The sequence below is a fragment of the Shewanella decolorationis S12 genome (assembly GCF_000485795.1).
Classification (GTDB): domain Bacteria; phylum Pseudomonadota; class Gammaproteobacteria; order Enterobacterales; family Shewanellaceae; genus Shewanella; species Shewanella decolorationis.
In genome coordinates this window covers 1-21,479 of record NZ_AXZL01000045.1, presented here as the reverse complement: position 1 = coordinate 21,479, position 21,479 = coordinate 1, and the positions used below count along the sequence as shown (strand labels likewise).

18 protein-coding genes and 5 tRNA genes are annotated in these 21,479 nt (G+C 46.2%); 11 read left to right on the top strand and 12 right to left on the bottom strand.

The genetic code is table 11. The features are described from left to right. The first annotated feature begins 481 nt into the window (after window positions 1-481). The gene (locus SHD_RS03105) at window positions 482-739 is read left to right on the top strand and encodes a hypothetical protein (RefSeq protein WP_023265803.1); all 258 of its coding nucleotides are present in this window, start codon (window positions 482-484) and stop codon (window positions 737-739) included. Window positions 740-1,171: 432 nt separating this feature from the next. Beyond that, window positions 1,172-1,465: a hypothetical protein gene (locus SHD_RS03100; RefSeq protein WP_023265802.1), complete on the top strand. Its 294-nt coding sequence runs from the start codon at window positions 1,172-1,174 to the stop codon at window positions 1,463-1,465. Between the two features lie 115 nt (window positions 1,466-1,580). Here the strand turns inward: SHD_RS03100 and SHD_RS03095 are convergent, their stop codons facing one another. Then, window positions 1,581-1,988: a helix-turn-helix domain-containing protein gene (locus SHD_RS03095; RefSeq protein ID WP_039977356.1), complete on the bottom strand. Its 408-nt coding sequence runs from the start codon at window positions 1,986-1,988 to the stop codon at window positions 1,581-1,583. 148 nt (window positions 1,989-2,136) lie between these two features. Between SHD_RS03095 and SHD_RS03090 the strand changes: the two genes are divergently transcribed. The 4 genes from SHD_RS03090 to SHD_RS03075 are packed head-to-tail and all read left to right on the top strand — an operon-like array spanning window position 2,137 to window position 3,943. Then, window positions 2,137-3,255: a phage/plasmid replication protein, II/X family gene (locus SHD_RS03090; RefSeq protein ID WP_235056927.1), complete on the top strand. Its 1,119-nt coding sequence runs from the start codon at window positions 2,137-2,139 to the stop codon at window positions 3,253-3,255. Between the two features lie 11 nt (window positions 3,256-3,266). Next, window positions 3,267-3,566 (top strand): single-stranded DNA-binding protein, encoded by a 300-nt coding sequence (locus tag SHD_RS03085; protein ID WP_023265799.1) that lies wholly within the window; start codon window positions 3,267-3,269, stop codon window positions 3,564-3,566. A 15-nt stretch (window positions 3,567-3,581) separates the two neighbouring features. Next, window positions 3,582-3,767, top strand: coding sequence for a hypothetical protein (locus SHD_RS03080; protein WP_023265798.1), 186 nt, complete (start codon window positions 3,582-3,584; stop codon window positions 3,765-3,767). Continuing rightward, on the top strand, window positions 3,758-3,943 hold the full coding sequence (locus tag SHD_RS03075) for a hypothetical protein (RefSeq protein WP_023265797.1): 186 nt from the start codon (window positions 3,758-3,760) through the stop codon (window positions 3,941-3,943). The genes SHD_RS03080 and SHD_RS03075 overlap by 10 nt, the downstream gene beginning before the upstream one ends. 436 nt (window positions 3,944-4,379) lie before the next feature. Here SHD_RS03075 and fdhE read toward each other — a convergent pair whose 3' ends face one another. From fdhE to SHD_RS03045, 6 genes are all read right to left on the bottom strand, one after another. Next, window positions 4,380-5,279 carry a formate dehydrogenase accessory protein FdhE gene (gene fdhE / locus SHD_RS03070; RefSeq protein WP_023265796.1) on the bottom strand — a complete coding sequence of 300 codons (900 nt, stop codon included), beginning with the start codon at window positions 5,277-5,279 and terminating at the stop codon, window positions 4,380-4,382. 2 nt (window positions 5,280-5,281) lie between these two features. Beyond that, window positions 5,282-5,905 (bottom strand): formate dehydrogenase subunit gamma, encoded by a 624-nt coding sequence (locus SHD_RS03065; RefSeq protein ID WP_023265795.1) that lies wholly within the window; start codon window positions 5,903-5,905, stop codon window positions 5,282-5,284. Then, complete coding sequence (gene fdxH / locus SHD_RS03060; RefSeq protein WP_023265794.1) at window positions 5,902-6,804, bottom strand: formate dehydrogenase subunit beta; 903 nt, start codon at window positions 6,802-6,804, stop codon at window positions 5,902-5,904. The genes SHD_RS03065 and fdxH overlap by 4 nt, the downstream gene beginning before the upstream one ends. Window positions 6,805-6,806: 2 nt before the next feature. Further along, entirely contained in the window at window positions 6,807-9,824 is a 3,018-nt protein-coding gene (fdnG, locus tag SHD_RS03055) for a formate dehydrogenase-N subunit alpha (protein ID WP_084294825.1), read from the bottom strand. A 973-nt stretch (window positions 9,825-10,797) separates the two neighbouring features. Then, window positions 10,798-10,888, bottom strand: a tRNA-Ser gene (locus SHD_RS03050). A 638-nt stretch (window positions 10,889-11,526) separates the two neighbouring features. Next, window positions 11,527-11,617, bottom strand: a tRNA-Ser gene (locus tag SHD_RS03045). 221 nt (window positions 11,618-11,838) lie between these two features. Here SHD_RS03045 and SHD_RS03040 point away from each other — a divergent pair. Both SHD_RS03040 and fabA read left to right on the top strand, forming a co-directional pair. Beyond that, window positions 11,839-13,572 (top strand): AAA family ATPase, encoded by a 1,734-nt coding sequence (locus tag SHD_RS03040; RefSeq protein WP_039977350.1) that lies wholly within the window; start codon window positions 11,839-11,841, stop codon window positions 13,570-13,572. Window positions 13,573-13,646: 74 nt separating this feature from the next. Then, window positions 13,647-14,162, top strand: a complete 516-nt coding sequence (fabA, locus tag SHD_RS03035) for a bifunctional 3-hydroxydecanoyl-ACP dehydratase/trans-2-decenoyl-ACP isomerase (protein WP_011622326.1) — start codon at window positions 13,647-13,649, stop codon at window positions 14,160-14,162. A 107-nt stretch (window positions 14,163-14,269) separates the two neighbouring features. On the opposite strand, the gene rmf is transcribed toward fabA, so the two are convergent. The 5 genes from rmf to rlmKL all read right to left on the bottom strand — a co-directional run bounded on the left by rmf (window position 14,270) and on the right by rlmKL (window position 20,786). Continuing rightward, window positions 14,270-14,446 carry a ribosome modulation factor gene (gene rmf / locus SHD_RS03030; protein WP_011071969.1) on the bottom strand — a complete coding sequence of 59 codons (177 nt, stop codon included), beginning with the start codon at window positions 14,444-14,446 and terminating at the stop codon, window positions 14,270-14,272. 187 nt (window positions 14,447-14,633) lie between these two features. Continuing rightward, a complete protein-coding gene (locus tag SHD_RS03025) occupies window positions 14,634-16,460 on the bottom strand; it encodes a DUF3466 family protein (protein WP_039977346.1) in 1,827 nt (608 codons plus the stop codon). A 28-nt stretch (window positions 16,461-16,488) separates the two neighbouring features. Further along, window positions 16,489-18,411: an ABC transporter ATP-binding protein gene (locus SHD_RS03020; protein WP_023265788.1), complete on the bottom strand. Its 1,923-nt coding sequence runs from the start codon at window positions 18,409-18,411 to the stop codon at window positions 16,489-16,491. 1 nt (window position 18,412) lies between these two features. Further along, complete coding sequence (locus SHD_RS03015; RefSeq protein WP_023265787.1) at window positions 18,413-18,652, bottom strand: glutaredoxin family protein; 240 nt, start codon at window positions 18,650-18,652, stop codon at window positions 18,413-18,415. Next, window positions 18,645-20,786, bottom strand: coding sequence for a bifunctional 23S rRNA (guanine(2069)-N(7))-methyltransferase RlmK/23S rRNA (guanine(2445)-N(2))-methyltransferase RlmL (rlmKL, locus tag SHD_RS03010; protein ID WP_023265786.1), 2,142 nt, complete (start codon window positions 20,784-20,786; stop codon window positions 18,645-18,647). Before rlmKL ends, SHD_RS03015 begins: the two co-directional genes overlap by 8 nt. Before the next feature lie 257 nt (window positions 20,787-21,043). On the opposite strand from rlmKL, the gene SHD_RS03005 reads away from it, so the two are divergent. The 3 genes from SHD_RS03005 (at window position 21,044) to SHD_RS02995 (ending at window position 21,368) form a co-directional block, all read left to right on the top strand. Further along, window positions 21,044-21,120 (top strand) — tRNA-Met (locus SHD_RS03005). Between the two features lie 62 nt (window positions 21,121-21,182). Next, a tRNA-Met gene (locus SHD_RS03000) sits at window positions 21,183-21,259 on the top strand. Window positions 21,260-21,291: 32 nt separating this feature from the next. Further along, window positions 21,292-21,368, top strand: a tRNA-Met gene (locus SHD_RS02995). The last annotated feature ends 111 nt before the right edge of the window (window positions 21,369-21,479 follow it).

Here is a 21,479-nt window from a genome sequence, read left to right as displayed (position 1 = left end):
AAAACTGCGCACAATGTGCCTAAAGTTATGTAGAACTGCTTTTTTTTGGATAATCGGGTTCCAAAAAAACAGCCCTGAAAGGGCTGAGTTTTGCATAACTTGTATTGTGCGAAGTCGAGCTTATTGACTGAAACAGGCGAGCGCTATAGATATCAAAATCTGCTCGTTATTTAACCTCAGTATATCCACAAGATACCCCCCGAAATGAGACTTGCAAATAGCAACAAACCTCACTATCTTGTTGTGAGAGCAATGAATAGCACTATATATGGTGTTTTGATTTGCTTTGGGAACGACTAAGGAACGACTAGCACGCCACATGCTAGTGAACCTTAGTCACAGGGATGTATATCGCAAGCGATTTACTTGTTTAACTTGGAAGGTTAACGGGATCCCGTTGTTGCTACTATAGGGTATCAACAACGCCTCGAGCAAGTAATTCGCCTCAAATTTTTATTTGTTACATATAAGGTGAAAAATTATGCAAAAGGTAAATATGGCTCATTTAAGGCATGGCTCTTCAAGTGTCGCAATTTTTGATGCTAAATCAACGGTTGGTGATAATGCAGGCTTGCTATATCAGCTTACTCAAAAAGCTATTGCTAGCGGTCTTAGAGTTGACTCATCAGCATTAGTATACAGTTCCGGTGGAAAAATAAGGTTCGAAGGAGACCCCAGTTTAGTTAGATATTTAGCTAAAGGTTGGTATCCGCAGTGGACTCATGAGCTTTCTATTTAATCGGGATTATTAAGGGACGTGTCCCTTAATGCAAAGCGCTCTTAATAGGGGCGCTTTTTGCCCCGAGCTTTCTCCCTGCCAAGCCGCTTTTCAACGTCCTTCCAGCCCCGCCTAAAGTCGATTTTTGTCTACAAAATTCAAAGCGATTTCATGTTCTGGCGTTCTGGCCGGATGGGTACCTGCTAGCCCCGTTATGGGGCGGGCAGGTATCCGAGGCCAGAGAGCTAAAGTGCGTATAGTAATACTGCACTTTTGTCTCATTTTTGAGACTTCTTGAGGGTACTGAACGGACACTTGGAAAGGGCGCCCGCGTAGCGGGAAAGGCTCCAAGTGGAAGTGAATGACCTTCAAGTCCACATACTTTAACAGTGGACTCTAGTCTCATTTTGATACTATCTTTGGAAAGTAACTACTATTCTTGAAAGGGAAATCATGGCGTCTAAATTACTTTTGCTAGCAATTCCATTGCTTCTTGCTGGATGTAACTCAACTCCTGTACCTTCAGCTGTCCAACAGGTCGGAGAAAATCAATATACGGTATCAGCAAGTATGGAAGGTGTTAAATTTGATAATGAAGAAAATAGCTCGTTTACAAGGGGAAAAGCGCTAGAGGTAGCTGATACTTATTGCAAGGACAGAGGTTCTGCTTATGCTGAATTACTTCGTGAAAATATAAGTAAGGGGCCTGTCGCAACATCAATTATTTATTTCAGTTGCCATAAATAGTTTTGCTTACGGGTCTGGGGAGGAAGGGGGAGCAGGCGAAGCGCCCCCCGACCGACATGGTTTTAGGTTTGGGTTCCTGTTACACCCAAACTAACTCCTGACATCAGGAATTGCATCAACCTTCATCTGATTTCCTTGTCATTTCAGGAGTGCTGCCAGTAACAAATGTGGGTATACCAAAAAGTGTTTTTCTATCAGTTAATTGCTGCATACTTAATGCAATACAATACTTGTCTATAACTGTTAATAGTATTTGTTTATCTTTATCTGGAATTTGCTTAACCCGCTCTAAGGCTACAGCCATGACTGAATCAACATTTGATCTTTCAGTGTCTATAAGCAGAGCGTCAGCCGAACACTCCAGCGCGTTCATTATTGAATAGATAGTACTGAGCTTTGGATCTGTTTCATCCCTTTCAATCTTCGATATTTGCCCCAATTGAATTTTGCATTTATTTGCCAATTCACCTTGCGTCCATCCTTTATCACGGCGTAGGCGCTTTAGATTTTCACCTATAGACATAAAATTTCCTTGATAATAATCTTGCAGCATGAATTCTAACCCTATATATTTCGCCTTGAGTAATAATTAATTCTACAGAACTAATGATATTGTTGCTGTAGAAGTATTGACAGGGTTTTGGGGATTGTTTTTCATCGACCGTTTGTTCATGCAACAAGATCATCCAGAGGGCAATTTGCCGCTGGTCGGTCGGCATGTCATTGAACGGTTCGAACTCGAAACGGGTGAGCATTTACCGCCATCGGTTAATCAAAAAATCCTTGAAGGGTCATACAGCACCAAATTAACTATCCGTTGTGATGGGCAGCGGGTGAGGGTGGAAGGCAATCCTTCACGCTGGCAGCGTATGGATAACCTATTTGGCTTACAGACGCTTGATGAATGCGTGGCGATCTTTAACCACGTTTTAGCCCAATATGATTTGCCACCGTTCACCAAAAATACCCAAATCTCATACCGCCAAACGCCAGACGGCAAAACCACTCAGCTTGTCGGTAATGGTGCTGAAATTACCGCTATCGACTGGACAGTCAATCATCAAGTAGGCAAGGGCAAAGAGGCCTCGTTTATCCGTGGTATGTCATCGATGCAAATCGGTCGAGGTCGTAAACCGAAGCTGTATCCCGATGGCCATACGTGCAACTGGGGCGAAGGTTCGACTTGGGTCATGACCAAGCTCTACAACAAAGCTGTTGAGTTACAACGGCATTTAAACAAAGAACTCCGTAAAAAAGACGGTGTGCCCATCGATAGACTTAACTACTTAGAAAACTTAATTAAATACTGCGAAAACACAGGTGTAGTACGCGAAGAACATAGCTTAAGACAGGCCTTGCTAAAGCGTCATGCGCTGCAATTTTATGGCCGAGTGACTGAACAAGACTTTTATCCGCACCTAACTGACATAGAGAACGCCATGAAAACTATCCAGATATCACACGATGAGCACCAAAGCATTGCAGACCAACTCTTAAATCTTGGCATCGTTAAAAGTCGTCAAGCAGCTAATGCAACTCAATCTTATGCATTAATTTGGCAACATGGCAAAGATATAAAAAGCGAACTCAGTAGTTCAAATTATTACGTTCATAAAGCCCGTCTAAAAGCTATCGGCATCGATATCGGCCAACAATTCGATGTAAGCCGTATGTGCCCAACACTGAAACGCTCAGAAGTCATTGAAGTTAAACCACTAATCGTGCCGCACTGGTATCAGTTGCCCGTCGTTGCACAATCCAACGTTTTACCATTTAAAGCCTACGCATAGGAGTAGTAACCATGTTAAAAATCGAAGTATTTCAAGAAGATGTTACCGTTAGCGCTAGGAACATGCCGCCTAAGGATGGTAAGCCTGGGCGAACTATTTATGAGCAAACCGCATACGCGCATTTAGGCGGGAAATTTCCCGTACAAATGAAGCTACAAGTCGAAAGTCCTGCCAATGTGTATCCAGCGGGTGAATATCAAATCGATAGTTCCAGCTTTGTGATTAATAACTTCGGCGGCCTTGAGCTTAAACGGTTCGGGTTGAAAATCACGCCAGTTAAAGCCGTAACTCAAGCCAAAACGAGCTATTAATTGAGGTTCAACATCATGGAAGAATCACTCATCAATAATGCAATCCGGTTGCGTAACGATATACAGGCCATCAACGAGTTTTTACTGAAAGGCTTAGCGCCCGAAGAAGCTCAGTTGCAATTAGTCGCCAAATCCTGCGTGTTGCTTGGCGAACTGGACGACACCTTAGAACAGCTTAAGGACACTGCATCATGCAAATAATTCCATACGCTGGCGGCTACAGCATGGTTGAGCGCCAAGATAACCCCGAGCTGCAATGCAATAACTGCAATAAGCCTTGGTGGTATGATGATTTTGATAGCATCTTTATCCAGTGCCCACATTGCAAAGGCGAATTACGCAAGGTCACGCCAGAAGAACCATTTAGACACCGCTAAGCATCAGTCAATGCCGATAAGTGACGTTATCGGCATCCCAAATCCCTCCCACACAAAACTGCGCACAATGTATATTATGTTAAATTAAGTATAGATGAATACGGAAAGCTATCATTCCCTATGCGTCTAATTGTCCGCCCAATAAAGGGTTAAGATTGTCATCGTTTAGCGCTTACCGTTGATTTTTGGTCTTATCAAGGGATAGATTCATTTGATGGGGTTATTTCTAAGTTATTTTCAAGGTGTTCCTACGTGAATTTTTGGCAAGATTGCCCCTGCAAGTTTTGCAGATTTCACGTAGCGCACGAATGAGATTTGAGTCAGTTAGTTTGATATCACAGTCGATGACCATTCGGTCACCCCCTAAGTGGTGACCGAATGGAACATGGATTATCAAAACCATCCATGATCTTGTTTAATCAATCCTTTTTATTGTTTAGGCCTCATGTGCAAGTAACAGTGGATTTACCGTCGTGGCACCATAACCCTTTGCATTGAGCTCGGCATCCAATCCCATCGATGCAATATCATCCGCTGCCGCATCTAACAATGGTAAACGGTTGGTAAACAACATCTTAGTGTACCCCTTACACGCCTCACAGCTCTCAATCCGCACGGCTGCCTTATGGTCATCAAACGACCAAATCGACATCTCCCGGGATTGCTCGCAGCAAGTACAATGGGCGCGCACATAGTGCCACTCGCTTTCACAGAGACTGCAATGTAAATAGCGCAGCCCTTCCCGTGGCTCATCGACAATCATGCTGGCGACGGGATGACTGCCGCACACCGGGCAAAGGCTAGACTGTTTAACCTTATTCACATCCATTCGCGCAATCACCATGGGTGCCCAGTGTGACCAATACAAGGACAATCCCGCCCAAATAAATAGGCTGAACTGTGCAGGCACGGCACTAAACTCCCCTTGCCTCAGTTGAGTGCCCCACTCTAGCAATTGAGTTGGCGACTGCTGCTGTAACTCCTGGAGAACAGGTACTAAATGCGCGGGCACTTGAGATACCAATTCTGTTAGCAATGCTTGCAATGCTTTTAACCAATCCTGAGCCGTTTGAGTTTGGCTTAGGGACAACGGATATGGCACATCAGCGTCAATCATTGGTGCAGGGCCCATATCCGTTGCCGCAAGTTTTTGCTGCGTCGACACTAGGATTTGGCAGAGCTTGAGATAATCCGCCAGCGGAGAATCCTGCGCTAATTGGGCTAAACGACGTGCTCTATGTTGATAAATTTTCTCAGGATTTGCCACTTTTAGCGGTTTTAATGCTAAGGGGGATTTATCAACAAAACTTAACGGGATATCGCTGGCCATCTTCATCGCTATTTTTCCTCGTGTTCTTCTAACATGGCTGGGTGGTGCTTACGAGCCCAAGCCTTAGAGACTTTGCCGTAGAGCATCCCTGTGATCGAGCCTTCAATCCAGCAGGCCATCCATACGTGTACCACTAGGGATAACAGCATTAATATGCCGCAGGCCGAGTGGACTAAGGTGGCCCAATTGACGGCTTCTGCCGAGAACATGGGGGCAAAATAAGGTTGCCACATCATGATGCCGCTGATCAGAAACGCCAGTACAAAAACCACAAAGGCGCGGAATAACATTTTCTGACCTGGGTTGTAATGGCCCACGGGCGGAATGTTTTCTTCTTTTTGCAGTAACACCCACACAACGGCTTTCATCCAGGGCAAATCGTACTTATTCCACTTATTGTGCTGGTAATAGCGGATCAGCATCACCGCCAGCAACAAACACATGGCGATCCCGAAGAATGGATGCATCACTTTTGCCAGTTGTGGGGTGCCAACAATGCCACTCAGCCACTGGAACGAAGGATAAAAAAACGAGAATCCCGTTAGAAAGGTCACTAAGCCCACAAAGACTATGGTCCAGTGACATAGACGATCAACGAGCTTATGGCGCACTATCATCTCTTTATGACTCATTGCTTTTCCTCCTCTTTGACACCGGCATCAATGTAACCGGGCTGATCTTCCTCGACGATGTTGCGCCCTACCGCAATGCGGTGCATCAGGGCGAAGGCCGCCGTTGCGAGCAAGCCTGCGGTGCCCAAAGGTTTGAGCCAATCTTGACGCCATTCGGTGGCGGCGGGGATTTGCGGGTCCTTTGGCATACCGTAGGTTTCGGGTTGCGTGATGTCGTGGAGGATAATCATCATATGCGTTCCGCCAACACCTTCGGGGTTATAAAGTCCCGCCTTGCTGAAACCACGCTCCTTTAACTGCTCGACGCGTTTTTCGGCATAGAACAACATGTCTTCGCGGGTACCAAAACGCAGTGCTCCCACGGTGCAGGTTTTAACGCAGGAAGGCTCTAGGCCAACGGCGAGCCTATCGGAGCACAGGGTGCACTTATAGGCTTTGTTATCTTTGGCGCTGATCTTAGGCACATTGAAAGGACAGGCACTGGCGCAATAGCCGCAGCCAATACATTTGTTCGAGTCAAAGTCCACTGTGCCATTAGCATGTTGCACAATCGCGCCGCTAGTTGAGCAGGCTTTTAAGCAGGCTGGATCGGCACAGTGCATACAGGCAGTGTGGGTAAATTGCCAACGCAACTTATTGTTATCCATCACTTCGTGATACTGAATTATGTTCCAGCTTTCGGGTGACAGTATCATCGGGTTCTGATAACTTCCTTGGAAAGTACCGACATCTTCACGAAGGTCATTCCATTCGGAGCAGGCAACCTGACAGGCCTTACAGCCAGTGCATTTAGTCGCATCAAACAGCTTAGTCACCTGCTGGACCGCACCAATGCGTGCTTGAGACGCGGGGGTGATGTCCGTGGTGCCTGAGATGCGGATAATATCTTGAGAAGCCATAATTAGAAGCCCTCCGCTTTGGCAATATTCACAAGGAATGCCTTATATTCAGGGGTTTGGGTGTTGGCATCGCCCACAGATGAAGTTAGCTCGTTGACGATATAACTCTTCTGTGTCAAGGCCTCGTAACTGCCATGGCGTGGAATACCAATGGTGTGGACTTTTTTGCCCTGAACCATCATGGGTTGGAGTCGTTTAGTGACATAGGCCTTAGTGACAATATGCGAGCGCTTAGAGCTCACTTTGACCCAATCACCGTTATTGATGCCCTTTTCTGCCGCCAAGGTTTCATCGATTTCGATAAAGTGTTGTGGCTGGGTAATTGCGGCCAGCTGGCAATGCGTGGTCCAGTTGTTGAAGTGCTCCGTCATCGAGTAAGTAGTGCCGACATAGGGGAACTCTTCGTTGGTACCAAAGCTTTCACGTAAGCCTTTGAACATCCGCGCCACCGGGTTATTGGTGACTTTAGGATGCAGTGGGTTACTCGCCAGTGGCGATTCGAACGGCTCATAATGCTCTGGGAATGGACCATCTTTTAAGTCACGCAGGGCAAATAAATGGCCAACGCCATCGGCTTGCATGATGAAAGGATGGGCCGAATCTTCGGCATTCAACTTGGCATTAAAGTCAGGCACATCAATGCCCTGCCACTTGTTGTCCTTGTATTCGAGCAGCACACGGCTAGGATCGCGCGGCTTACCTTGCACGTCGCAGGAGGCGCGGTTGTACAAAATACGGCGGTTTGCAGGCCAAGCGAATGACCAATTCGGGGTAATGCCTTTGCCGGATGGATCGCTATTATCGCGACGTGCCATGAGGTTGCCCGCTTCGGTCCACATGCCGGAGTAAACCCAAATACCGCATGAGGTAGAACCATCGGCTTTTAACTCGGAGAAGCCATTGAGTAGCTTACCAGTCGTGAGATCATAGCCATTCATCTCCTGCGCGATTTCCTCGGAGCTGGGTTCATGCTCCATCGCATAATCCCATTTGATGGCTTCGATAGGCTCAGGTAAACGGCCGCCCTCTTCACGGTATAAACGTTTTAATTCCAGCATGATGCCAGAAAGAATTGCCGGATCAGATAAGGCTTCGCCAGGTGGATTGGCGCCCTTAAAGTGCCATTGTAACCAACGGCTCGAGTTAGCAATTGAACCACTTTCCTCAGCAAAACAGGTTGTGGGTAAGCGGAAGACTTCGGTTTGAATGCTGGCCGTATCCACATCGTTAAACTGACCCGCATTGCGCCAGAAGCTGGAGGTTTCATTTGCCAGCGCATCGAGCACTACTAAGAACTTCAGATTAGATAAGCCCTTAGACACTTTTTGCTTATCGGGCTGGGAGTTAAGTGCGTTGATACCTTGGATAAAGTAGCCATTAACTTCACCGTGAACCATCATGTCGATTTGCTTATTGATATCGTACTGTTGGTCCCACTTTGGCAGCCAGTCATAACCATAATCGTTTTCTGCGGTGGCATGATCACCGAAAAATGCTTTTAACAACGACACGGTAAAGGCTGGGTAATTGTGCCAGTAGTTGGTTTGGTTTGGTCTTAAGGCTTTTGGGGTGTAATGGGCTAAATAGTTTTGTAAATCAACATCTTTATCTTGAGGCAGTTTCAGGTAGCCAGGTAAACCTTGGCATAATAAGCCTAAGTCTGTCGCGCCTTGAACGTTTGAGTGACCACGCAGCGCATTCACGCCGCCGCCCATGATCCCCATATTGCCAAGCAGCAATTGGATCATCGCCATGGTGCGGATGTTTTGCGCGCCGACGCTGTGCTGAGTCCAACCAAGTGCATACAGGAAGGTTGCGGCTTTATGGTCAACATGGGTCGCCCCAATTTGCTGACACACTTCAAGATAGGCGTCTTTCGGCGTACCCGTGATGCTGGACACTGTGTCAGGATCGTAGCGATCAACGTGTTTTTTCAACAGATTAATCACGCAGCGTGGATGACTTAAGCTAGGGTCAACCTTAGCGTAGCCCTCTTCATCTAACTCATAGAACCAAGTGGATTGGTCGTATTTATGGTTAGCCTCATCGTAGCCACTGAATAAACCGTCGTTAAATTCAAAGTCTTCCCGCACGATAAACGTGGCGTTGGTATAGGCTTTGACATAGTTAAGGTTGATTTGCTGCGTCTCGAGCAGATAGCGGATCATGCCGAGCAGGAAGGCAATATCAGTGCCCGAACGAATAGGCGCATATAAATCGGCGACGGCGGCACTGCGGTTAAAGCGAGGATCGACCACAATCAACTTGGCGTTGTTATGCTCCATCGCTTCTGTCACCCAACCAAAGCCGACGGGATGTGCTTCTGCAGCATTACCACCCATCACAATGGCCAGATCGGTATTTTTCATATCCGCCCAGTGGTTAGTCATAGCACCGCGGCCAAAGGTGGGCGCCATTGCGGCCGGTGTTGGAGCGTGGCAAACGCGGGCGATGTTATCTATCCCTAGCATACCAATGGCACGACCGAACTTATGGGTGATGTAACAGCCTTCGTTTGCTTGGGCCGATGAGGTCATCATGCCTAGGCTGACTAAGCGGTTAACGGTTTGCCACTGGGCATTTTTCTCAACCAGATTGGCATCACGCTCGTCTTTGATGAGTCTTGCGATACGCTTAAAAGCCTCATGCCAGCTAATGCGCTGCCATTTATCCGAACCGGGTAAACGCACTTCAGGATATTTCAAACGGTGCGGGCTGTTTACATAGTCAACCAAGCCTGCGCCCTTAGGACACAGAGCACCGCGGTTAATCGGATTATCGGCATCGCCCTCAATATGAAAAATGCTCTGCTCCGCATTCTTCCCGTTGCTGCTCTGGCTGTACATCAACAACCCACAACCCACAGAGCAGTAGCAACAATTGTTACGCGTCTCTTTTGCGCGCAGCAATTTAAAACCTCTGACGGATGCAAATGCCTTTTCGGACATCAACCCCAGTGCAGAAATTGCAGAAGTCGCGGCTCCCACAGCACAGAGTTTAAAAAACTGTCGTCTATTCATTGTCATTTCACACACTCTCTTTTATGTGCTCACTAAGTTGCAGCGCGTACGCTGCAGGCTTGAGTAGAGAACTTAACCCTACTCATGGTGCGAGTATAAAAAAGTGACTAATAATGACAATTTCTAACAGGTGATCAAAATCACATTAAGCCTTCAACAGATTATTTGACCATAATAAGCTGTTTATATGGCATTTGTCGGAATTAAAATCTATAAAAACTACAGCTTGCGATATCTAAGCGGTTTTATCGATATGGACATTTTGATTAGCCATTTTGTCCACTTTGTACCAAGTTCCATTTGGGGTAAATCTTATTGTTGACGCGTATCACAAAAGTGACGGCGATTGGTCAAAATATGAATGAAAATACCGATTAGGCACTTTTAGAGCAAGATCACAATTTAAGAGAAATTATAGGGTCGTAAATGCATCAGTTTAACCATTCAGACTTGAGTAGGTTATTAAACACACCTAAATATTGAGAATTTATTTAGGACGTGTTGACGTTTCAGTGCTGTTTTTGCAGTCAAATGCTGCCTGAAGAGTTCGTCTGGCAAGCCCTTACACTGACTTTCTGTCATAAGCGCTGCTCGTCATTTGAGTAGAATAACGACACATCATTCCTCGTTTCGCGAGTACGCACTTGCCAGAACGAACAAAATCCAATCTCGAAACGTCAACACGCCCTGGGTTCGTGTTATTTAAAAACCAAGCTAATAGGAAATAACATCTATACATGACATAAAAAGGCCACTAATACTTTGCAAGCATATTTATCCGAATTTGGTGAAGGGACTGCGCTTAGAAGGAAATAGCTTTAGGGGCAAATTCCAAACAAAAAGTCATGATTACTGATGGTTTGTTTGTGTAATATTGCGGAGGAGCTGCGCTTTGCATGAGGAACCCTAGGTTCAAATTCCGAAATGCCAAAAACAAAAAAGCCATCATTGCTGATGGCTTTTCCGTAGAATATGGCGGAGGAGCAGGGATTTGAACCCTGGGTGGGCTATAAACCCACGCCGGTTTTCAAGACCGGTGCATTAAACCACTCTGCCACCCCTCCGAACGAGCGAGATAATAGCTATCTCCCCTCGGGTTGTAAACCTAAATTTATTATTAATTGAATTGATTGGCGATTTGATATGCAGTCGTCGATAAAACCATCGAATAACGTCTAATCTTCACCCAAAATCCCTTGTATTCACACTTAAGGTGGCGCTTATGGCCACTTAGGCACAAACACGCTGCGCTCAATACACACGCCCCTTTAACCCATTTAACTCAACAATCCCTTAAAGTAGCCACTTTATATAGCCGTAATAAAGGCTCGATATAAAGTCACTCAAATCAAAGCGTACTAAAGGCATATGAAGGCAAATTGGCGATGCAAGTGCCCGTACTCATAAGTAGTTAAGAATATGGGAAGAAACTCGCGAGGCAAATACAAGTTTGCTTAAGTAAATGAGAGTTAACTTATTTCAGGACTAGACAAACACTTAGTTGGTCGAGCTAACTCTGCTCAGTGACGGTTAAATGCATTATAGGAAAGTGACAAAGTTCGAATTCTATAAACAAAAATCCATCATAGCTGATGGCATTTCGCGGAATATAACGTAGGGGCTGTGCTTCGAATAAGGAACCCTGGGATTCAAATTCCGCAAACAAAAAAGCCATCATTGCTGATGGCTTTTCCGTAGAATATGGCGGAGGAGCAGGGATTTGAACCCTGGGTGGGCTATAAACCCACGCCGGTTTTCAAGACCGGTGCATTAAACCACTCTGCCACCCCTCCGAATGGCGCAAATGATATAAGCATCACCGGTGCTTGTAAACAGCAATTTTTCAATATTGTGTTAAATGCTCATCTTATGTTCACCAAGATGTTTTTTCAGGCAAACAGCCGACAAATTTTCAGCAATATCTGAGTAAACCAACGCAAAAACACCTATACAGTAAGAGACTTGCCGTCTTGGTATGGTAAAATCGCAGTAACTTTTTATGGTAAATGCTTATATGAATTCACTCTTGATACCATCATCCTCACTCGCGCCTGAATTTAACCTTCCTACCCTGCCGCAATCGGCCACAGGGTTAAAAGCCCTTCTTTTAGGGCAAGAACGTGTATTGGATGCCTTTAAGTTACATAACGCCATTGCCGATCAACAGCTCTACCTCGCCGATTTTCCGGGCATCGACCGACAATTAATCATGCAAGCCCTAATGGAAACCGTAGAGCCATTATCGGCAGCATATCTAGTCGCGACGAGACCAGTGGAAAAAGCGATTCAATTCCATTGGCAATATGACGCACCACTAGACAGTCAAGGCGCCATCGCCGAGAAAAATGTCAGTTACCGTTACCTGAGTGGCAATATCCGCCGTGCCGATCTACTTGGCCGTATGGTGCAATCTGGCAGCATTAGTAAATATCAACCGGGTGCACTCGCCCAGTGTCACTATGTGTTTATTTGCGCCGAATCACTGTGGAAGCGCGAAAGTTTATGGGATTTGGTGATGCAAATCTTGACGCAAAAAGAGTATCAGATAAGCAGTCACCTCAGCCCAGTTCCGCTAAATTGTAAAATTATTCTGATTGGCGCAGGCTTAATCTACAGCCAAATCCGCTCTGAAGACTGGCAATTTCAGCGCCATTTTAGCTTGCTTGCTGAGCTGGCAAGTGAACTCGATCTGACACGCTTTAAAGAAATGCAATATGCCAGTTGGTTACAAGCCGTAGCGCAGAGCGTTAATGTCGGCCTAGAGCAATCAAGCCTTGCGCCACTATTTAGATACAGCGCAAGGTTAACTGAACATCAACGCCGTTTAAGTCTGTCGATGCTCGATTTTGCCCAATTAATAGCTCAGGCTAAGGTTTATCGCGGCAAAGCCACAATCAATGCCGCCAGTGTTGAGCGCGCACTTGAACAAGCCAACTACCGTCATAACAGCTCTGAGGAATTCTCTGGGCAAAGTTTTGATGACAATTTCATAAATCTGCCAACTGAAGGCGCTATGGTAGGTCAGATTAATGGCCTGACAGTTATCGATGCGATTGACCATAGCTACGGCGAACCCGCGCGGATCACTGCAACCGTGCATTATGGTGATGGAGAAGTGGCCGACATTGAAAGAAAGTCGGAACTAGGCGGTAATATCCACGCCAAAGGCATGATGATCCTTTCTGCCTGTTTGTATCGTATTTTTGGTCGCGATGCACCGTTACACCTTAATGCCAACATTGTATTCGAGCAGTCTTATCAAGAGATCGATGGCGATAGCGCCTCGCTCGCAGAATATTGCTGTTTGATGTCGGCCATTGCCGAGCAGCCGATTATCCAGTCGCTTGCAATTACCGGCGCCTTAGATCAATTCGGTAATGTGCAAGCTATTGGGGGGATTAATGAGAAAATTGAAGGCTTCTTTAATCTCTGTGAACGTCGCGGTCTCACCGGTGAACAGGGCGTCATTATGCCTAAGTCAAATGTGTTACAGCTGAATCTGCATCCCAAAGTCATTACAGCTGTAGGCAAAGGCTTATTCCATATCTATGCGATTGAGCATATGGACGAAGCAGTGGAGCTGCTGATGCAGATGCCCGCCGGAGTGGCCAATGAAGATAATGACTTCCCAGAAGATTCCTTATACGGCTTAGTGCAAGAACGGCTCGATAAGCTGGCTGGAAATGGCGAAGAGGAGATTGGCCTAATAACGAGGTTACTCGCAAAACTGGGATTATTTCGCCATTAATTAGCTGATCGGAGTTGTTTAGCTTACACGTGTTCGCTAATCTTGGCGGCTCTTATTGCTGGAGTAGTAAAACAATGAATAAAGCAAACAGTTTCAATAAAGAAGAACTCATCGCCTGCGGCCATGGGAAATTATTTGGTCCAAATTCCCCTCGCCTACCCGTAGACAACATGCTAATGATCGACAGGATCATTACCATTAACGATAACGGCGGTGAATTCGGCAAAGGTGAAATTGTTGCTGAACTCGATATTAATCCAGACCTATGGTTCTTTGGCTGCCACTTTATCAGCGATCCAGTGATGCCAGGTTGTTTAGGCTTAGATGCGATGTGGCAGTTAGTGGGTTTTTACCTCGGTTGGGAAGGCGCCGAGGGTAAAGGCCGCGCGCTGGGCGTAGGTGAAGTGAAATTTACCGGGCAAGTGTTACCCGGCGCGAAAAAAGTGACCTACAAGCTAAATATCAAGCGTACTATTCATCGCAAGTTAGTCATGGGTATTGCCGATGCCATCCTAGAAGTCGATGGTCGTCAAATCTATAGCGCGACCGATTTAAAAGTTGGCGTATTTAGCGACACTTCGACCTTCTAATCGCTGCTGCCCCCTACACGACTCGATAAAAAAATGCCCTCATCTGAGGGCAGTTATGCTGCATTACTCTGTCTGTTCTGGGCTATTTAATCCACGATAAACAATCGTTATTTATTAAATAGCCCATTAACTCGGCCATCTACACCTTCACGCCAACCACCTAACCACTGTGATCGCGAATCAAGATTTGCATAAGGACAAAGCTCTTTAGAGCGGCCCCCAATACCAGCCTGGAATCCTTTGGAAAAAGCTCTGTCTAAACGATCTCGTTTTTGTCTTTTCATGCAAGCGTCCTCTGTTCTACGTGAAATAGAAGCAACAGCTTCATCCATAGAGATAGTGCTTTTCAGCCTCGAGATCAATCAAAAAATCGTCCATTTTATCGACTATTTATTAAACTATTGAGATCATGATTAAAAAAAATCGAGGCATTTTGCCTCGATTTTTTGAGTCTGAATTCAAGCTGAAAAATTAGCGAGTGCGGCGACGTAACCAGACTAAAGGTAAGGCGAGTAACCAAGCAAGAGAAGCGGCACCTTTACGTTCGTAATTGCCTGTGTCAGTATCATCTTCCACAACAGTACAAGCCTCGCCATTACTAGTCGGTTTTAATACCACCATACGTGGAATATAAGCTGTGACTGGATCACCATTACCACTGAGTTCAAATAGTGGTAAACCATTTTCACCCACGATAATGTTACTATTTGAATCGAGTTGGTATGAAGGCTTACGAATAAAAGCGGTACCGACAATAGTGCCATCTTCATTAATGCTCGAAGCTTCAACAACGAGAATATCACTGTTATAGCTCAGAACCTTACCAGTGCCATCCTGCACTTCGACCTGATGGCGAGTCCAATTACCATCAGAACCTTTTTCAAAACCCTTGGATTCACAGGTCAGCAAGTTATTAAGGTTACTGAACTCCCCAGTAGATTTCTCATACAGGAAGCCCGCCTTAGGACGTGGTTTTTCCTTATCATAGGTGGTTTCAATATAACCGACGACCTGACCTTTGTTATTGATATCTTTTGGTTTGCTAGATAAATCCGTGGTAGTTGATGCAAAGTCATTTGGCGTTACATAAGCCACATCAGGCGTATTGGTATCAAAGTAGAAGAACTTATCACGTAAATATCCTTGGATATAGCTGCGATAGCTTCCCACGACAATACCACTGTCGTTTACATCGTAAGCAATTGAACTCGAAACAGAATCACCCATCGGGATCCAATGGTATTGATAGTTGCCCTCAGCATCTTTGCTCCAATAGGCCGCATCTTGGTGTAATCTATCGGTATTACCGTTACGGTAAACGTGCGAGCGTCCAACTACCACACCTTCATTATTCACACCCAATGCTTGGGCGGTAAATGTCAGCGTATTACCACTTGCCGGAGTTAACCCTAAAGGTAAAGCGGTACCCGTTGCAACGCCATTGTCCAGTTGCCATACATAAGCGCGGGTTTGGTACTGAATATTACGCGAACCTTGGCTATTCGGATATTGCTCTTTCTGAATACACACATCTAACGGTAAAGTATTGTCAGTGCTTAAACAGTAGATAACACGGTCACCACCATATTTACTGATATCGGTACTGGCATAACCAACAACCAAATTATTGTTGTTAACCGCCGTCGCCGCCGACCAGCCGCCTAATTCAACAGTTTTATCATCCTTCACGTACTGAGTGTAAGGTGGCAGTAATGGGATTTCGCTATCGCCTACTTTGGCTACACCGCGATACTCATAATCTCGGTAATACCAGTAGTCAGTCGTATCATCTGTAGTCGTATTTTCCGTCTTCTTTTCAGGTGCGGTCATGCTGCCCACTTTCACACCGGAATCATTGATGCCGTAATAAAAGGTATCGACAGAGTTCACCACAGAGGTATCGCTGGGTGGCGTAGTGCCATTAATACTGTCAAACGTTGGTAACCATGCACCAGCTGCACCATTTTGCGCGGCAATAAACGCAAAGTTATTAGCAACAATAGCTGCAGTAATGGAGTAAGTAATGGTTTCTTCAGGGGCGATACCATCTTCAACGTCGATAACCCCACCTTCCACATCGGATGTACTGAGTTTTTTCTTACCTTTAGCGATACCGACTAACTCATCGTTGGCATTCACGCCTAAGGCATAACCATTACGAGTGCCTTCGAGCGTGCCTTGCAAATCATAATTGTCAATATTAACAATTTCATAGACGGGTGCAGCATGGGCACTGTGTAATACGCCAAGGACACCTAAGGCAACCAAGGAGAGGGCTTTATCCAACTTTGACTTCATTAATTCTATTCCCATTTTTATTATTGGTTTACTTCAGTGACTCAAGCTCTTCCCATCGCTCGAAGCAAACTTCCAATTGCTTTTCTTTATCCGCCAACAGGTTCAATACCGAATTGATTTTATCCTGTGTTTGGCTATAAAAATCTGGGCTTGCCACTGTGGTTTGCAATTCGAGGATTTCTGCCTCTAATGTTTCCATCAACTCAGGCATGGCCTCTAATTCACGCTGTAACTTATAGGACAGTTTTTTCGCGGCTTTGGCGGGCTCGGCCACTTTTACCTCAGCGATTTTTACTGTCGCAGGAGCTTCGACCGTGTTTGGTTGACTAGGTTCCTCAGAATAAAACTTTGCCCCTTGGTCAATTGCGTCTTGATAACCACCAACATACTCGCTCCAATGGCCATTACCCGCATACCACCAGCTGCTGGTGACAGTGTTATCGATAAAGGCCCTATCATGGCTCACAAGCAACAGTGTGCCTTGATACTCAGTCAGCAGCGACTCTAGCAATTCTAGGGTCTCAATATCAAGATCGTTTGTTGGTTCGTCAAGAATGATAAGGTTGGCCGGACGAATAAGTAACTTAGCCAGCAGTAATCGATTTTTCTCACCGCCCGATAATGCCTTTACTGGCGTACGGGCACGCATCGGCGAAAATAGGAAATCCTGCAGATAACTTAAGATATGACGATCCTGACCATTAATGGTGATGGTCTTTTTACCCTCACCCACGTTGTCTTCAACGGTTTGCTCAGGATCCAGCGCCTCACGGTATTGGTCAAAATAGGCAATCTCTAACTTAGTGCCGACTTTCACCTCACCCGATTGGGGTTGTAACTTCTCAATCAACAGCTTGATAAGGGTCGATTTACCACAACCGTTCGGGCCGATAAGCGCAATACGGTCGCCTCGAAGTATTGTGGTATTAAAGTTCTTAACCAGATTTTTATCGGGCAGATTGTAGTTTAAGTCCTTTACATCGAAGACTAACTTACCCGAACGCTCAGTATCGGCCACCGCCATCTTGGCATTGCCCTGACGATTTAAGCGCTCACTGCGTTCTTGACGCAGCGCCTTGAGTGCACGCACGCGGCCTTCATTACGGGTACGACGGGCCTTAACCCCTTGGCGGATCCACACTTCTTCTTCGGCTAATCGCTTATCGAATAGGGCGTTTTTCTCGGCTTCAATCCTTAACCATTCCTGCTTACCATCGAGGTAAGTTTGGTAATTGCCAGGCCATGAGGTCACCACGCCACGGTCTAAATCGACGATGCGGGTCGCCATGCGGGCAATAAAGCCCCTGTCGTGGCTGATAAACACAATAGCACCTTGGAAATCCAGCAGGAATTTTTCCAGCCATTCGATGGTATCGATATCTAAGTGGTTAGTCGGTTCATCGAGCAGTAATAAATCCGGCTCACTGACGAGGGCGCGAGCAAGCGCCACTTTACGCTGCCAACCACCGGATAATTCACTTAAGGATTTATCGGGATCTAGACCTAATAACTCACAATTTTGTTTGATGCGCGAGTCAAGCTGCCAACCGTTGTGATGATCTAAAGTTTCCTGCAGCTTTTGCATTTGATTAAGCATGCGCTCCATCAGCTCAGGTTCGGCATAAGCCACATCGTGGGACAGTTGATGGTATTGCTCTAACGCTTCACCGACTTCCTTTAAGCCAGCAGCAATATAAGAGTAAACCGAGCCCTGCTCCGCCTTTGGTGGATCTTGCTGCAAACGGCTGACTGTGACGCTGCCATCGATGTTGAATTCCCCTTCATCGAGCAGCACATCGCCGGATAAAATCTTCAATAGACTCGACTTGCCCGCACCGTTGCGGCCAACAATACACACTCGCTCGCCGCGCTCGATAGTGAAATCGGCATTTTGCAGCAGCGGAGTATAACCATAGGCTAACGAGCCATTATTGATACGAACCAGACTCAAACTAAGCTCCTAAAAATTCTTGTAATTGGGTAGCGTCAAAGGGCCAAAATAGGCAACGCTCATCCGCGGCCTTCACCACGGGAATACACACGCCATAACGTTCAGCTAAGGCTTCATCATCGCAAATATCGATGGCCGTAAAAGGCACCTCGGCGGCATTAAGCAATGCCGCAGCCAGTTCACATAAGTGACAGCCTTCGGTGTGGTACAGCACGTAGCTCTCAGGCAATACATTATGCATGGGTGATAAGCCAAGTATTATGGATATGGGGATTGCGCTTGTAATCCATGGGTAAAGTCACATCATCGATGTTTTCCACCTTGATGTTCATCTTGGTCAAGGTGTCGGTGTCCATCTTAAACTTGCGTTTGTTGTTGGAGAACACTATCTCCCCGTTTGGACTTAACAGCTTGATAAGCATGCCCAGTAAATTCACATGGTCACGTTGCACATCGAAAGAATCTTCCATCCGCTTGGAGTTAGAGAAGGTCGGCGGATCGATAAAAATCAAATCGTATTGCGCGGATTTATCGAGCGCACTATCGCGGATCCATTGTAAACAATCGGCCTGCACAAACTCATACTGCTTGCCACTGAGATCATTTAGCGCAAAGTTTTCCTTCGCCCACGCAAGATAAGTGTTTGACATATCAACCGTCGTGACCGACTTAGCGCCACCTAATGCGGCATGCACAGAGGCAGAACCTGTGTAAGAGAACAGGTTCAATACCCGGCGTCCTTTCGATTTTTGTCCCACTAAACGGCGGGTTAATCTGTGATCGAGGAACAACCCAGTATCCAAATAGCCCGTCAGATTCAGCTTAAACTTGGCGCCATATTCGGTGGTGATAAGCTCAAGCTTACGCTCATCGAGCTTTTGATATTGATTGGTGCCCTTTTGACGTTCACGGGTCTTCATAGTGATCTTGTGCGGATCGACCCCAATCGCAGCAGGTAGCGCCAAGAGCACATCGCTTAAACGGCGTTTTGTCACGGCCTCAGGAATACTGGCCGGCGCCATATATTCCTGCACCACGATATGGTCTAAGTAGCGGTCGACCGCTACGTTATATTCAGGAATGTCGGCATCATATAAACGGTAGCTGTCGATACCTTCTTTTTTCGCCCACTTTTCTAATTGCTTGGCATTTTTCTTAATACGATTCGCAAATGCTGGCGCGATATCGGCAATGTCCACCCCTTCTGGCAGTACAGGTGTATCACGACGAGTGCTTTGCGCGTGCAAGGTATACAGGTTAAAGGCACACTCCAGCGCACCGTTAAACATCTTCATCTGCTTATCGGCTTTGAGTTTCAGTGCCGAAATCAGCTCGATATCGCTACAGAGCATAGCCACTTTCCAGCCGCCAAACTCCTTTTTAAACTTATCGCCTAATTGGTAATACAGCTGCAATAGCTCAGAAACACTGCCTAAACGCTCACCGTAGGGAGGGTTAGTAATGAGGTAACCTTCGGTAGCTGGCGGCTCGACATTGAGCGCATTAGCGACTTTAAAGTCAATCAAATCAAGTACACCGGCGTTTTGTGCATTACGTTTTGCCAACGCCACTAAGCGCGAATCGATATCCGAGCCGTAGAACTTCACGTCACAACGCTTTACTCCTAAAGATGCACGCGCCTTGGCCTCTTCTAAAATTTCTTGCCATGTGGCTTTATCGTGGCGGCGCCAATGCTCAAAACCAAAACGGCTGCGCTGCAACCCTGGTGCAATATCTGCAGCCATTAATGCGGCCTCAATTAGTACAGTACCGCTACCGCAGAAAGGATCGAGTAAGGTGGTTGGCGCGGCTTTCCAGCCACTGCGTACCAACATGTTAGCGGCGAGGTTTTCTTTTAACGGGGCTTCACCCGTCGTAGAGCGATAACCGCGTTGATGCAAAGAAGGTCCCGAGAAGTTCATCGCAATGGTGATCACCCCATTACGGAAATGGGCATCGATTTTAATGTCGGCATCGATACGGGCGACGTTTGGACGGGCATCACCGTCATCACGGAAACGGTCAACAATCGCATCTTTAATCTTTAACGCACCAAACTGGGTGTTGTTGATAAAACCGCCAGTGCCGTGAAAATCGATACTAAAGGTGTTGCGATTGGAGAAATGAGCTGACCAATCAATACAATAAGCTGCGTTATATAATTGCTCCGCCGACTCACAGGGGCCCTTATAGATCACCAACACGATACGGCTGGCCAAACGCGTCCACAGGGTAATACGGTAGGCTAAGGCAAGCGGCGCGGTAAAATAGACACCGGCAACACTCTCTTTAATCTCAGTCGCACCAAATTCTGTCAGTTCTTGGGCTAAGCTATATTCAAAGCCCTTAGGGGCGGCAGCAAAAAAATTAAGCATGGGATAATCAATACGCAGTCAAAATCAAAGCGACATTATACCTGTGAAGCGACATAAAAGATAAACAGTTATTAGCCGAAACTCGATTTAGTCAGACAGTTAGCACGCTTTTATCCATCTCTTAACATGCCATAGCGTTCAGATTGTCCGAAATTCCCCCATTACGATTTATATTTAAGCACTCGTCCATTTTTTTGAAATTCCTCCTTGCAATGCCACTGCGCTGCCGTTATAGTTCGCCCCGCTTTAGAGACGGACGCGGGATGGAGCAGCTTGGTAGCTCGTCGGGCTCATAACCCGAAGGTCGTTGGTTCAAATCCAGCTCCCGCAACCAATTTAAAGCCAAGGTGATGATATTCAAAAGGATATCCAATCTTGTAAATCATCAATATCGGACGCGGGATGGAGCAGCTTGGTAGCTCGTCGGGCTCATAACCCGAAGGTCGTTGGTTCAAATCCAGCTCCCGCAACCAATTGATGGATAAAAAATAAAGTAATAATCGGACGCGGGATGGAGCAGCTTGGTAGCTCGTCGGGCTCATAACCCGAAGGTCGTTGGTTCAAATCCAGCTCCCGCAACCAATTATCGACTTACAATCACTAGGCCAGCATTAAGCTGGTTTTTTTATGTCTAAAATTCACATGAATAAGTGGCTACAGCGCGCCCGTCGGGCTCAGCCCCTTATAAACAAC

Excerpts from the sequence above, each read along its gene's own strand:
- SHD_RS03105 (WP_023265803.1), top strand. The coding sequence starts at position 482 with ATGCAAAAGGTAAATATGGCTCATTTAAGGCATGGCTCTTCAAGTGTC.
- SHD_RS03100 (WP_023265802.1), top strand. The coding sequence starts at position 1,172 with ATGGCGTCTAAATTACTTTTGCTAGCAATTCCATTGCTTCTTGCTGGA.
- SHD_RS03095 (WP_039977356.1), bottom strand. The coding sequence starts at position 1,988 with ATGTCTATAGGTGAAAATCTAAAGCGCCTACGCCGTGATAAAGGATGG.
- SHD_RS03090 (WP_235056927.1), top strand. The coding sequence starts at position 2,137 with ATGCAACAAGATCATCCAGAGGGCAATTTGCCGCTGGTCGGTCGGCAT.
- SHD_RS03085 (WP_023265799.1), top strand. The coding sequence starts at position 3,267 with ATGTTAAAAATCGAAGTATTTCAAGAAGATGTTACCGTTAGCGCTAGG.
- SHD_RS03080 (WP_023265798.1), top strand. The coding sequence starts at position 3,582 with ATGGAAGAATCACTCATCAATAATGCAATCCGGTTGCGTAACGATATA.
- SHD_RS03075 (WP_023265797.1), top strand. The coding sequence starts at position 3,758 with ATGCAAATAATTCCATACGCTGGCGGCTACAGCATGGTTGAGCGCCAA.
- fdhE (WP_023265796.1), bottom strand. The coding sequence starts at position 5,279 with ATGAAGATGGCCAGCGATATCCCGTTAAGTTTTGTTGATAAATCCCCC.
- SHD_RS03065 (WP_023265795.1), bottom strand. The coding sequence starts at position 5,905 with ATGAGTCATAAAGAGATGATAGTGCGCCATAAGCTCGTTGATCGTCTA.
- fdxH (WP_023265794.1), bottom strand. The coding sequence starts at position 6,804 with ATGGCTTCTCAAGATATTATCCGCATCTCAGGCACCACGGACATCACC.
- fdnG (WP_084294825.1), bottom strand. The coding sequence starts at position 9,824 with ATGAATAGACGACAGTTTTTTAAACTCTGTGCTGTGGGAGCCGCGACT.
- SHD_RS03040 (WP_039977350.1), top strand. The coding sequence starts at position 11,839 with ATGAATTCACTCTTGATACCATCATCCTCACTCGCGCCTGAATTTAAC.
- fabA (WP_011622326.1), top strand. The coding sequence starts at position 13,647 with ATGAATAAAGCAAACAGTTTCAATAAAGAAGAACTCATCGCCTGCGGC.
- rmf (WP_011071969.1), bottom strand. The coding sequence starts at position 14,446 with ATGAAAAGACAAAAACGAGATCGTTTAGACAGAGCTTTTTCCAAAGGA.
- SHD_RS03025 (WP_039977346.1), bottom strand. The coding sequence starts at position 16,460 with ATGAAGTCAAAGTTGGATAAAGCCCTCTCCTTGGTTGCCTTAGGTGTC.
- SHD_RS03015 (WP_023265787.1), bottom strand. The coding sequence starts at position 18,652 with ATGCATAATGTATTGCCTGAGAGCTACGTGCTGTACCACACCGAAGGC.
- rlmKL (WP_023265786.1), bottom strand. The coding sequence starts at position 20,786 with ATGCTTAATTTTTTTGCTGCCGCCCCTAAGGGCTTTGAATATAGCTTA.